Annotated in this window: 14 protein-coding genes; 12 read left to right on the top strand and 2 right to left on the bottom strand. The window is 41.7% G+C overall.

The genetic code is table 11. From position 1 onward, the window contains the following. Positions 1-126: 126 nt before the first annotated feature. The 9 genes from CHL74_RS13870 to CHL74_RS13835 all read left to right on the top strand — a co-directional run bounded on the left by CHL74_RS13870 (position 127) and on the right by CHL74_RS13835 (position 6,350). Complete coding sequence (locus tag CHL74_RS13870) at positions 127-1,128, top strand: hypothetical protein (RefSeq protein WP_094881796.1); 1,002 nt, start codon at positions 127-129, stop codon at positions 1,126-1,128. Then, on the top strand, positions 1,082-2,167 hold the full coding sequence (locus CHL74_RS13865; RefSeq protein WP_141241346.1) for a hypothetical protein: 1,086 nt from the start codon (positions 1,082-1,084) through the stop codon (positions 2,165-2,167). The genes CHL74_RS13870 and CHL74_RS13865 overlap by 47 nt, the downstream gene beginning before the upstream one ends. A gap of 229 nt (positions 2,168-2,396) precedes the next feature. Continuing rightward, on the top strand, positions 2,397-2,879 hold the full coding sequence (locus CHL74_RS13860; protein ID WP_254923324.1) for a hypothetical protein: 483 nt from the start codon (positions 2,397-2,399) through the stop codon (positions 2,877-2,879). Between the two features lie 243 nt (positions 2,880-3,122). Continuing rightward, the gene (locus tag CHL74_RS16420; RefSeq protein WP_254923323.1) at positions 3,123-3,881 is read left to right on the top strand and encodes a hypothetical protein; all 759 of its coding nucleotides are present in this window, start codon (positions 3,123-3,125) and stop codon (positions 3,879-3,881) included. A gap of 114 nt (positions 3,882-3,995) precedes the next feature. Beyond that, a complete protein-coding gene (locus CHL74_RS16415; RefSeq protein ID WP_254923322.1) occupies positions 3,996-4,454 on the top strand; it encodes a hypothetical protein in 459 nt (152 codons plus the stop codon). Positions 4,455-4,456: 2 nt separating this feature from the next. Next, on the top strand, positions 4,457-5,416 hold the full coding sequence (locus CHL74_RS13850; RefSeq protein WP_094881794.1) for a CHC2 zinc finger domain-containing protein: 960 nt from the start codon (positions 4,457-4,459) through the stop codon (positions 5,414-5,416). Next, on the top strand, positions 5,413-5,631 hold the full coding sequence (locus CHL74_RS13845) for a DUF4248 domain-containing protein (protein WP_094881793.1): 219 nt from the start codon (positions 5,413-5,415) through the stop codon (positions 5,629-5,631). The genes CHL74_RS13850 and CHL74_RS13845 overlap by 4 nt, the downstream gene beginning before the upstream one ends. Positions 5,632-5,798: 167 nt before the next feature. Beyond that, the gene (locus tag CHL74_RS15910) at positions 5,799-5,909 is read left to right on the top strand and encodes a smalltalk protein (protein ID WP_176452269.1); all 111 of its coding nucleotides are present in this window, start codon (positions 5,799-5,801) and stop codon (positions 5,907-5,909) included. A gap of 18 nt (positions 5,910-5,927) precedes the next feature. Then, a complete protein-coding gene (locus CHL74_RS13835; RefSeq protein ID WP_094881791.1) occupies positions 5,928-6,350 on the top strand; it encodes a hypothetical protein in 423 nt (140 codons plus the stop codon). A 151-nt stretch (positions 6,351-6,501) separates the two neighbouring features. Here the strand turns inward: CHL74_RS13835 and CHL74_RS13830 are convergent, their stop codons facing one another. Next, a complete protein-coding gene (locus CHL74_RS13830; RefSeq protein ID WP_094881790.1) occupies positions 6,502-7,617 on the bottom strand; it encodes a hypothetical protein in 1,116 nt (371 codons plus the stop codon). A 422-nt stretch (positions 7,618-8,039) separates the two neighbouring features. Next, positions 8,040-9,494 carry a hypothetical protein gene (locus CHL74_RS13825; protein WP_094881789.1) on the bottom strand — a complete coding sequence of 485 codons (1,455 nt, stop codon included), beginning with the start codon at positions 9,492-9,494 and terminating at the stop codon, positions 8,040-8,042. A gap of 382 nt (positions 9,495-9,876) precedes the next feature. Between CHL74_RS13825 and CHL74_RS13820 the strand changes: the two genes are divergently transcribed. The 3 genes from CHL74_RS13820 (at position 9,877) to CHL74_RS13810 (ending at position 11,795) form a co-directional block, all read left to right on the top strand. Further along, entirely contained in the window at positions 9,877-10,557 is a 681-nt protein-coding gene (locus CHL74_RS13820) for a DNA alkylation repair protein (RefSeq protein ID WP_094881788.1), read from the top strand. A 48-nt stretch (positions 10,558-10,605) separates the two neighbouring features. Next, positions 10,606-11,052 (top strand): PepSY-like domain-containing protein, encoded by a 447-nt coding sequence (locus tag CHL74_RS13815; RefSeq protein ID WP_254923321.1) that lies wholly within the window; start codon positions 10,606-10,608, stop codon positions 11,050-11,052. 218 nt (positions 11,053-11,270) lie between these two features. Continuing rightward, positions 11,271-11,795, top strand: coding sequence for a GNAT family N-acetyltransferase (locus CHL74_RS13810; RefSeq protein ID WP_094881786.1), 525 nt, complete (start codon positions 11,271-11,273; stop codon positions 11,793-11,795). The last annotated feature ends 194 nt before the right edge of the window (positions 11,796-11,989 follow it).

Below are 11,989 nucleotides of genomic sequence, written 5' to 3'. Positions count from 1 at the left end.
AATATTTTCATTCAATAGTTATTATTTCAATAAAATAATGTATCTTTGTAGTTAATCACAGGTATCCTTAATGTTTACTTCGTGGAACATCTATTAAACAGAAAGAACAACTTAAATCGTTAATAAATGAGTGATTATATTATCCATAACATAGAGATTGAAGTAGACCCAAAACTCGACTTCAATAATGACATTAACACCGATAAGCCTGTAGAAACAAACCCCAACTATTATATAGGCAAAGCTATAGGAGAAAAAGGAAGTAAACTTAATCTTTATCGACCAAGACGTGGTCAGGACAAAGAAGAAGTACCTAATTGGGTTCTACGGAACGAGAACGGTATTGCATTGATTCGCATTCATAATAAAGAAAACTATAAACTCTACGATTTACAAGAAAACTCGGAAAGTGTAGTAAAGGATTGCGTGCGTTTTAACCAAAACAGTTATCCGTTTGGCTATGTAATTATAGACTACCGTGACGGCAGATGTCAGATAGCTATAGAAAAGACCTCTTCATGGGATGGAAAAACTGAGACAATATGCAATTCTATACAAGAATTTTTCGCCTACAACAAATACTTGTGTGGTCTAGGAATAACGGTTAAATCTATAGAAAAGAAAACTATTGCCATCGAATTTACCAAGTTTATCGACAAACGAACTGTTGACCATGGCGATGTTCTTGAATCATTCACATTTAAATTGCCAGATTTAAACAGACAGCCTACCACACGTGTTCCAGAATCTTTGTCAGAACAAATTAATTTTCAAAGAGAATATATGAAATATTATGGTGGTATAGGCGGTGAAATCACAACGATCATGAAACAAAATGCCAACTACGATAATCTCAAACAACTCGCTTATGTTGTAACCATGTGCGTCGACAACACATTCGATCTATCTGTCAAGTTCAGAGATTATGGAGCATTCTCATGCAAAGAGGGTGTTGTTGCCAAATATGCAATGAACGAAATCGTTATCAGCAATTTCAAGGATTTCATTACTCCCGAATCAGAAATCCCAGAACACTCTATGGAAAAATGGCTTGACTATGTCTATGAAGATATCATAAGAATTGAAGAAAGGAGAGGAGATGAGATTCCAGCAAAACCAAAGAAATAAGTTAAAAGAACACTTTAAAGACCATGTTTTTTATAAATTATGCCGAAGGATACACGATGCCTTCCTAAAGCATTGTCCCACTATAATAGTTTCTTCTGAGGAGCTATTTGTTGATGCGGCCGAAACATTGGACGAATTACTGACAGAAAGAGACATTAAAGCTGAACGATGTTCAGAATTATGGTCGGAAAAATTATCTATCAATCGTAGAGATGATGCTAACTGCGTAGACATGGCTACATCTCAAGCAGAAGTTGCAATGCTGTTCTATACAGTTATGTTTGGACTCGAATCTGTAAATCATTCACATTATAGATGCACATTGCAGAAAACTTTGCATTCATCAATCTCATTAATGTGGAACAAACAAGAAAAGACCAATTGTGAAAATGTGGAAAAAATATTACATAACGAAATTGTTCCTCTTACAGAGGATATGCTCGCATGGATGAAGAATTATTTTATCTCGGTTGAGAGCCTTACAGAAGAAATTAACAAGCTGCTGCATCCAGCAAAAAATCAATGCATTAAACCCAATAACAAGGAGAAAGTTTATTACACGCTCCCATATAAGTGTGAGGATGAGAACCTTCGAATTAAGAGGATTGATTTAGTCAGGCGAAAATGTGAAGAATGGGGATGGCTTGAAGTAAACACAGATGTCAATGACTTTGTTCATTTCTTTAGTGGCAAACCTAGAGATTGTCGTCTAAAATGGGAAGCAAGCAATGCAGTCCTTTCATTTTTAATTACAAAGTTGCTGGATATAAAAGATTGTTTTGACCACATAACTGGCTGCTCTCCAAGGGCAATTGTTATTAATCAATTCAAAAAGAGCTATGACAGACACTTTGAGAGAGTTGACAATAATAACAAGACAAAAACGGAATGGATAGTAAGGATTCTAAATTATAAAGTTCCACTTGAGCTACCACAGCTTCCTTGTAATCAAGGCGATGACATTAGCAACAACGCACTGCAAGAAGTTTTTGCTGGCAGTTTACATATAACAAAAGATCTCCACAAGTATAACGAGTAACGAGATGTCATAAAGCTTGTCCAACCCAAAGATAAAAAAACATTTTTTAGAACAAACATCAAGGCGGGTATCTATTGTAAGACAATGGAAGCTCGCCTTTTTATGTCATCATTTTAACGTGTCACCATTTTCTTGTCATCATTTTCTTGATTTTTGATGACAAGAACTCCAGTGTCCTCCCCATTGCTGAGGACACACAGACAAACCATTCCTGTCTGTCCTAAGCATAATGACTAATGTTAAAAACAGTCAAGTAGGCTCAACAAACAGCAACGAGCCTCGCCTCGTAGGAGACATCCTCACAGAGATGTTCTCAAGTAATTCACCCTTCGCTCGCGGCTACCGCCAGCACCAGTCGGTCTACCCCAACACCGAGCCTTGCGTCGACCTCAAGCTCCTCACACGCGAGCCAGGCCGCATTCCCCTTGGCAACTATCTTGACGGCGTTATCACACGCGATGCCGAGGATCACTTCCTCTTCATCGAGAACGCCACCAACAAGAAACGTAATGATGTACAGAAGCGCAACCCGCATGTTTATGAGGGTGTCTACATCAACATCAATCGCAAGCCCGACGGAACGCTCTACCCTACCTTCAACCGACCGCAGTTCAACGAACAACTCTCATTCTTAGAGTTCTGCCGTAGGGCTGCCGAAGAACTCATACTGGTAGCGAGTGGCTTCGCCACAGGCCTTGGAGAAGAGAAGTAAGCAAGGGGCGCTTCGCGTTCCAGTTCCAGTTGTTCCAATTGTTCCAAATACTATATCCACATGCGACACCCCTTTATAAACTATCTAATTAATTGATTATTAAGTAGTTATATATAAGAAAATAAGAACGTGCATACTGCAAACATTTAATGGAACAACTGGAACAATTGGAACGGGAACGCACCCTCTTCCCTCTAAAAGGCTCATTATCAACAGTTCTAATCTTTAAACGACAAGAAGAAAATGAAGTACGATATCAGTAAAGCCACCGCCCCGACGATGCCAAAACTCGGTCGCGGACTCGAAAGCGTGGCACTTTTGCTCTCGCAAGTCTCAAAAGACATGCACCAGCCCATCGTCCCAATGCTTTTCCCTATCCTTGGCGCACACGTAAGTGGAGCAGAATTCATGTATCCCGACCTTAGTTGGAAGGAACCAAGCGGAATGTTGGCGAATCTCGTAGCCGATAGTGGCGCTGGCAAGGGCCAACTCTCAAGCATAGTGGAAGCCGTCTGCCGCGACTTCCGCGCTCACGACGACGAGGAACTCGCCAAGCTCGTGGAGTGGCAGAAGATGATGAAGACCAAAAGTGCCAACAAGGAGAAGCCAGCCCGACCCGACGTGGCGTTCTGGTTTCCGCCTGCCGACGTCACCAACGCAGCCTTCATACAGAACGCCATGGGATGCGAGAAGCTCGGACAGCGCACACAATACCTCAACATGCCCGAGGTGGAAATGGCAGACCGCGTCTGCGGCGGACATCGCCAGATATCCCAGATGATGCGCAACATCTACGACCGCCAGCGAGCAGGAGCGCTCAGAGCCACAGCCGACGGCGTGACGGGCAACCCCGTTCTGCGTGCCAACATCACCATCTCCTCAACGCCCTTCGCCGCACGCAAGTTCTACAAGAACGAACTCTTCAACGGCACCTTCGGACGCGTTGTCTTCTCCTACAAGCCACGCCAAGGTCGCGACGGACGCATACCACGCCAAGGCTAGTATGGCGACGACTTCTACAAGAGTCTGGACGAATACCTCGCACGGCTCGCCATCTGCAAGGGTCGCTTCATCATCCGTCCGCTCAACCGCCTTGTCGACCAGCTTGCTGCAGACATGGCTTCGCTTGCCGACCTCACCGACGACGACACCCTTTGGGACATATCCAAGCGTGCTCTCGTGTCGGCATGGAAAGCCGGATGCCTGCTTTGGGCGCTCAACAACCAGACATGGACAAAGCCGATGAGCAGCCTCGTGGAATGGCTCGTCTACCACGATATATGGTCAAAGATGCAGGTCTTCGCCGACATGCTCGGTCAGGACGAGGGCAGCGTCAGCGAGGCTGGCAGACGTGGTCCGAAGAATCTGCTCGACGATCTGCCCGACTCGTTCAACGAAGCTCAGCTTGAAGCCCTGCGCATCTCGCTTGGCAAGACTAAGGAGGGCACAAACAATCAACTGCGCAAGTGGGTGTTCCGCAAGTTCATAGTTCATTCCGCACAAACCGGGCTCTACTCTAAAACTCAGGAATATCTTCATGGCGTAACATCCGATAATATCACCAAAAACAAGTAGTCATGCTCGATAAATCCACAATACAACAGCTCCGCCAACTGCCCATAGAGGCAGTGGCTGAGCGCCTCGGACTCCGCGTCACTCGTCACAAGAGCCTCTGTCCATTCCATGACGATCATCACGCCAGCCTGACATTCAACACTCGCACCAACACCTACCGATGCTTTGCTTGCGACGCACATGGTGGCACAATCGACCTCGTGATGAATCGTCTGCGCAAGGACTTTCCCGATGCTTGCCGATGGCTCGCCGACTCCACAAACATAATAGTAGAAGAGTACAAACCGCAAACGCCTTCTGCCTACATGCCAACCAAGCCTTTTGACGCAGCACGCTACGCACGCCATTTTGAACATCCTTGGCTGAGCAATGAAGCGAAAAGGTTTCTCTTCGAGGAGCGAAGACTCGACCCACGCGTAGTAAGCTGGTGCCGTCTCACCTCGTGGACGGACCGCCAAGGCATCCATTGGCTCCAAACGCCCTATTTCGACCAAAGCGGACTACTCATCGGCATTCAAAACCGCAACCTCGATTACAAAAAACAAACAAAGGAAAATAACGCGCCCATAAAGTCACATTACTCCCCTCCCCGCTTCCGCTTCCCCTACGGTGCCCGATGCTCCATCTACAACCTTCCCGTCATCGCCATGATGCGCCCCGAAGAACCGCTATACATCACAGAAGGTTGCTCCGACTGTTGGGCTATGCTCTCGTCAGGTCACAAAGCCGTGGCAATACCATCTGCCACACTCCTCTCCAAGGCTGATAAGGATTTGCTACGCAACTTGTCCGACCGGCTCGGCACAACCTTCCACATGTATCCCGACTGCGATGCGCCCGGCGAACGGCTCTTCATGCAGCTAAAGGCAGTCTTGCCCTCGTTGGAACATTATCAGCTGCCACTCGGCTGCAAGGACTTCTCCGACTACTATGTTTCATCAATTATAAACAAAACAACATGAACGATTTCAAAATCCGACCATACACCAAGAAGGAGTTGGCTCTCTTCTATTTCCCTACAGCCGACCCACACGTAGCAGTCAACCGCCTTATGTCGTGGGTGAACCGTTGCAAGCCCTTACACAAGGCACTACTCGGCCAAGGCTATCAGAAGACATCCAAGTGGCTCTCGCCACGCGAAGTAAAACTAATAACAGATCATTTAGGTGAACCGTAGCAGCAGAGCAGCAATTAAAATTCAAAATTCGTACGGCAACGTACGCTACCGTATGATTGGCATCTACGAATGTAGTACCTTTGCAATGTAAACAAAAAGGCTTATGCCCCGAACACATCTCGAAGGCATCCCGAAACCTCATCATTAACTTTAATAATCAAAATACCATGAAAGACACAAAAAACAAAGAAACTCTCAAGACGGTGCTCCAGTTCATCGTGAGCGTACTCACCGCACTCCTCGCCACCCTCGGCGTTCAGAGTTGCATCAGTATTTAACATTCAAAACTCAACACTATGGCAAGAATCACTCCTATTGATGTCATTAAGGGCATCAGCGGCAAGTATGGCAACAATTCAAACGACTACTTCGCCACCAACTCATCAAGTAACAAAATCCACCTCGCCAAGTTCTCCAACCCATACAAGGGACCTGCCACCGAAAAGCAGTTGGCACAGCGCGAGAAGTTTGCAACCAAGCAGGCAGCCTGCACCGCATGGCTCAACGCCAACCGCCCAAGCGAGAAGAACGGACTGAAGGGCACCGCCGACTATCAGCGCGTACAGAAGCTAAAACGTGCCTTTGCTTTCTCCAACATCAATCAGGTAATCTACAAGTACATGGACGATAAAGGCAACATCAAACTGCCAGAGAGCACCACCCCAACAACTAAACCGGGTAGTGGTGTTGGAGGTGGCGGTGGCGAGGTGGATGCTTAGTACCATCCCTGCAAGGTTGACAACACCATCTTAATCTCTCTCAAAACAATAACAGCATTTCTTGCACTATTACTAAATGGGTAATGCAAGGAACGCTGTTTTATTACCATATTAAAATATACGGATAAGAATGACATGAAAAATATTCATTTCAACAAGTCTTGAGACCAGACAATTCCATCACAATTCTGCAAGCTATCTCTTCCATAAATATATTTACAGACGGATATTTATCAAAAAAGACATAACTATCATCTGAATACAAATTGTGTTCTGATTCATTTCTTAGATCTGTGAGACAGGATATATTTTTCCCATTTCTGCTAAGACCTGCACTTTGGATAATTCCTTTTATTTTGTCTAATCCATATACCTGAAAGTGGTTAATTGTACATTTCACTAAATCACCACCACCTTTATGACCTTCTCCAAGTATGTATTCAGCGTAAGAAGATGCCATAGCAAAAAGCATATTGAATCTTTGTGGTTCACTCACATAATATGAATCCACGAACTGCCTAACATACCTTGGCATATCATTAATATGAGAATGATTAAGATGTGCATATTGTATAAATTCCGCAATATTACCTCCTTTTATGCGCAAATTTATTGGAGATGTATTTTCTTCAAAAGTATGTTTCTGGCTATACAGCTTAACTTTCGTTTGGTTATTTACTTCATCATTACAAAACTCGCAGAGTATTTCTATCGGGCAGCAGCAATATAGAGATATCAAACTCATCACATAATTTTGAATGTTTTTAGGACAAAACAAATATGTTGAAATTTCATCATTATGGCAGAAAACTATCTCACTTTCTAATGCCTTGATTGTTTTCTGTTTTGATTCCTCAGTCAATCCATCTATCTGTTTAGGAGGCAGATTGATAACAATACAATCAGTTGTTGATTTATTCTTATGTATTAATTCCACCCTATTCAACCTCAATTCAAAAATATGACCTCTGCAACTAATTTTATCAATTGAAGAATTTTTCAAATCCACCTCAATATTCTCTTTATCAGATTGCAGAGTAAATTTCTCAAGCAAATCTCCATTATTAAAACAATCGGTAATAAACCCCGATATCTCTAATATGTGGTCTTTAGCTTGAAAAGCAAGAACTATATGATTATCTATGTATGAAAAATTAGCTTTACACTCAGCGATTTCATTTCCTAAGTCGATTTTTAACAATGCCATATTATATCTTTTAATTTCATTTATGAGTAGCTCTATATAGACAGAATCTATTGTTACCATTTATCAACTTCCATGGCAGATACAAATCATGCTTTATATTCACATCGGATTTTACCTTACATCTACCCTTCATTTTTATGTCGCATACAAGCTACAAATTCGAGTGCAAGGAGAGTAGCCACTTGTAACAACCCTTCATTCTCTTGTCACATACAAGTGACGGCGCAATATGTGCCAGTAGAGCTTACTTGTAACAACTCTTCATTCTCTTGTCACATACAAGGTCTAAAAGATATGTAATTGTGACACAGAGTAAAAGGATAGGACGTACTTACTTTAAAGAGTTTCTGAAATCGTTCGAAAAGATTCTTACGAATGTTTTCTACATGATCTCATTCTGCTTTCTTTCAATACATCTTTGTTTTAGCAATGACACTATATGTCAATTAGCGCTAATGTTGGTTTACAATACCATTATTTCTTTATACTGAAAGGAGATAACGCTCCATTACACAAAACTTATTGTATGATGCTTTCATTTTTACGATGTCAAAGAACTCTTTTGATTTTGTAATTTTCTTCTTTTTAGCAGAAGTTTCATTAACTATAGCATTCTTTATATTGAACGCAGCAAGTGTGTCGCGATTATGTTGAATACCATCAGAAGTAACAATTCTTCTTTCTGATATTTTATGTTCTGTAAAACTCTCATTAGTAAAGTCAAACTGTGTACATGCATACGATGAAGGTACATCATAGTATTTGCCTTTAGGATAATAAAGCAACTTGTTTTTCAATATCACCAAGAACTCCGAAGGCGCCCTGTTCTTTATTGACTTACCATATCGCTTTTTAGACCTTATCCTTCCTGATTTTGTCATACTTGTAGCTTTTGCCCTTGCCTGCATAGACTTATATGAATTTGCTTCGACCTTGAAGGTATCACCATATTCAAGTAAAGTATTGGCAAGCTCATTATGCGCAATCTTTCGTTTGGCAGCTAATTTACGTTGAGCATCAGCCAACTGCTTTCTTGTTTCGTTGTACGCTTTAGAAAAACATGTTTGACGCTGACCTTTAATAATTGTGCCATCCTCTTTATACATGTGAGGATTAGTAGCTCTGCGACTTCTATCAAGTTTCCTTTTTAGTCGAGCCGTTTTTCTCTCATCCTCTTCTATATTAGGTGTAAGTTTTGCTATTTCTACCTTATTGTCACCAACTATGGCAATTTTGCTCGGACCAGGATCTATGCCTACTATTCCAGTTCCAATATTCCTTCCCTTATTATAAGGAACTCCGTCAAAAGTAAACTGGACATAATACTTGTATTTGCCTCTTATCAATTTTCGTACTATTCCAATCCTACATATTCTTTGAGACAACGCAAATAATTCATAATCACTTTTCTTGTTTACCACAAATGGTATTGTACATATTATCTTCTTTGTACATGTAGATTTTATACTTATTGTGAAAGTACTGAGGTCATAATCAAAACCACAAAACCTTTCTTTCTTATTTCTACTACAGAATATATTTACGACCTTGTCTGTTTTAACAAAATCTCCCTTTCCAAAGAGTTTCTTATCCCAAGCACTCCAAGCGCATTGTGAAAGGTATTGCAAAAACATAGAGTTTAATCCACATTGGTATAAAGCCCCCTTTGTATCTGCTTTAAAGAATGCATCCAAACCATATTGTGAAAATCCATATTCCTTCATATAGTTTTTAAAGGCAACAACACCTTTCCCTTTCGCTTCCTTGTATGCCTTAGAATGCGAAAGGTAAATATAACGACGAACAAGTTTTCTTTGTCTGTCATTATAGAAAGTTGTAAGCATCCTCATCATCTTGTCAATCCTATCCTCCTGCCATTTCTCGGTATGAAGTGGAAATGTAACGACAAATGCCTTTTGATTTTCTTTGTGTGCCATATGCGTTCGTTATAAAAGTTGATGCAAATATAACGATTTTATTTCAAACAGTCAAATATCAATTTGTAAACTTTTTACTCAAGATTAAAAGCACATCACAACCCAAACATAATAAAATGCGCATTAATTAGTAATAAAAAGCCACTAAATTATCTTTTATAAATACAAGAGGACAACATTATGTTATATTTAGCACAAGAAAAATCTAAGACCTTAAATACTATTAACTTTAAATTAACAATACAAAACACTTTTTCTTATATGGAGGCTCTATAGATAAAATCTACATCCCAATAATGCAATCTCTGTCTTTTTTGTAACAATGTAGTGAATTAATATGTATCTTTGCACCCATGATTCGCCTAACATAAACCAAGAACGTATGACTTCACTTCAAGAAAGACTGTTCGCCATGCAGGATAAGCAGTATGCTGCATTCCAAGCCAAACTGACACCGGGAGTGCCTATGGAAAGTTTCATAGGCATTCGTGTGCCTGTGCTCCGCAAGTTCGCAAAAGAATTTACAAAGGAGACAGAATGCAAGGAATTTCTTCAGCAGCTTCCTCATGAATACTACGATGAGAATATGCTTCATGGTCTCCTCATTTCCGAGGTAAAGGACTACGAAGAGTGCATTCAGCTGACAGACAGTTTCCTGCCATTCGTGGACAACTGGGCAGTTTGCGACATCATGTCTCCGAAGGTGTTTGCCAAACACAAGAAGGAGCTATTGGCGAAGATCAAGACATGGAGTAAATCGTCACACGTTTATACTTGTCGCTTTGGAATAGAGGCGCTTATGTCTCATTATCTGGACAAAGACTTCAAGGCAGAATATCTTGAAATTCCAGCCTCTGTAAGGAGCAATGAGTATTACGTAAAGATGATGATAGCATGGTTCTTCGCCACCGCCCTTGCCAAGCAATGGGACCAGGCGATTCCCTACATCGAGCAACTCCGCCTTGCTCCCTGGACGCACAACAAGACCATCCAGAAGGCCATCGAGAGCTACAGAATCACGCCCGAGCAGAAGGAATATCTGCGGACATTTAAGATAAAATAATTATGACACAAGATACTTCTACATATATAAATTTTTAATTTTTAGCTTATGAAAAGAATTTTTCTAAAATTGATGATTGCCATTTGCTGCATGGTTTCATGCAATATGGTGGCGAATGCGGGCAACGACAAGCCTATCGCCGTTAATGCACTCCCGGTAAAGGCTCAAACCTTACTCAGCAACCATTTCAACAATCAGAAGGTGATGCTTGCAACGATTGAATCAGGAGTTGTCAGCAGAAGCTATGATGTGGTTCTGCAGAATGGCACGAAGTTGGAGTTCGACAAAAAAGGAAATCTTAAAGAGATTGACTGCAAGCAGGGAATCGTGCCAGCTCTGTTGATTCCGCAAGCCATCAAGAACTACTTAAAGGATAATTATGCAGGACAATCGGTGAAAAAGATTGAAATGAACAAGAATGAATACGAGGTGGAACTGACAAACGGATTGGATTTGACCTTCAACAAGCATTTCCAATTAATAGATATTGACTGATCTGCATTTTGTAAATAGATCTTCCTACATAGGGTGAAAACAACAGATAAATTATATGATTGTTTTAAGTAAAAAGTTACGGAGAATATGATTTATTGGAAGGGCATCAAGCACCGGATAGGGAAATTCTTTGAGAAGGTGCACGAATGTATACTTATCTTTACCGACTGGCTGGGGTAAGTGCACGTAAATAAAATGCAAAACATTGATATAATCTGATGGAAACAGAAAGAATTTTACTTCGCCATTGGCAAGAATCGGATGCTGAGGCGCTTTTCAAGTACGCCTCAGACCCTGACATAGGACCACGTGCTGGATGGCCGGCACATAAGTCTGTAGAGGAAAGTCGGGAGATAATCCGCACATACTTCCATAATGACACGACATGGGCGATTGTGTTGAAAGAGACAGGCGAGGCTATCGGCTGCATCGGCTACTACACCCATGAAACCAGCAACATCCCTATCGGAGAAAACGACTGCGAGGTGGGCTACTGGGTAGGAAAGCCTTATTGGAACAGAGGAATCTGCACCGAAGCCTTGAAGCTGATGCTCGACTACTGCATCCACGAGAAGCATTTCGAGAACATCTGGGCAGACCATTTCACCGGAAATCCTGCATCGGGAAGAGTCATGGAGAAATGCGGTTTCTCAGACACCGGAATGCTGAACAGATGCAGCCAGCTTGTGGGTGGCGACAAGGATATGGTTAAAGTGTTTAAGTACAGCTGTCTGCAATCATAATCAGGCTGTTTTGCAACCGAAAAGAAGCTGTTTTTATCTCCAAAAGAGTCTGTATTCCTTGATTGACTCCTTATCATTCCTTGGGCGACGGAAAGATTCGGATAAACTCTCAAACCGCTTTTTGATTCAATAACTTTGCAGCAGAAATTTCTAACCGGAGTTTCTGCTGCCACACTTCGACGAACACTTCACAT

The organism is Prevotella sp. 885, assembly GCF_002265625.1.
GTDB lineage: Bacteria > Bacteroidota > Bacteroidia > Bacteroidales > Bacteroidaceae > Prevotella.
Note: the sequence above shows the minus strand (reverse complement) of the source record. Positions and strands in the feature narration are given on the sequence as shown.

Excerpts from the sequence above, each read along its gene's own strand:
- CHL74_RS13870 (WP_094881796.1), top strand. The coding sequence starts at position 127 with ATGAGTGATTATATTATCCATAACATAGAGATTGAAGTAGACCCAAAA.
- CHL74_RS13845 (WP_094881793.1), top strand. The coding sequence starts at position 5,413 with ATGAACGATTTCAAAATCCGACCATACACCAAGAAGGAGTTGGCTCTC.
- CHL74_RS16415 (WP_254923322.1), top strand. The coding sequence starts at position 3,996 with ATGGCTTCGCTTGCCGACCTCACCGACGACGACACCCTTTGGGACATA.
- CHL74_RS13815 (WP_254923321.1), top strand. The coding sequence starts at position 10,606 with ATGAAAAGAATTTTTCTAAAATTGATGATTGCCATTTGCTGCATGGTT.
- CHL74_RS13830 (WP_094881790.1), bottom strand. The coding sequence starts at position 7,617 with ATGGTAACAATAGATTCTGTCTATATAGAGCTACTCATAAATGAAATT.
- CHL74_RS13820 (WP_094881788.1), top strand. The coding sequence starts at position 9,877 with ATGACTTCACTTCAAGAAAGACTGTTCGCCATGCAGGATAAGCAGTAT.
- CHL74_RS13850 (WP_094881794.1), top strand. The coding sequence starts at position 4,457 with ATGCTCGATAAATCCACAATACAACAGCTCCGCCAACTGCCCATAGAG.
- CHL74_RS13825 (WP_094881789.1), bottom strand. The coding sequence starts at position 9,494 with ATGGCACACAAAGAAAATCAAAAGGCATTTGTCGTTACATTTCCACTT.
- CHL74_RS16420 (WP_254923323.1), top strand. The coding sequence starts at position 3,123 with ATGAAGTACGATATCAGTAAAGCCACCGCCCCGACGATGCCAAAACTC.
- CHL74_RS13810 (WP_094881786.1), top strand. The coding sequence starts at position 11,271 with ATGGAAACAGAAAGAATTTTACTTCGCCATTGGCAAGAATCGGATGCT.
- CHL74_RS13860 (WP_254923324.1), top strand. The coding sequence starts at position 2,397 with ATGACTAATGTTAAAAACAGTCAAGTAGGCTCAACAAACAGCAACGAG.
- CHL74_RS13835 (WP_094881791.1), top strand. The coding sequence starts at position 5,928 with ATGGCAAGAATCACTCCTATTGATGTCATTAAGGGCATCAGCGGCAAG.
- CHL74_RS15910 (WP_176452269.1), top strand. The coding sequence starts at position 5,799 with ATGAAAGACACAAAAAACAAAGAAACTCTCAAGACGGTGCTCCAGTTC.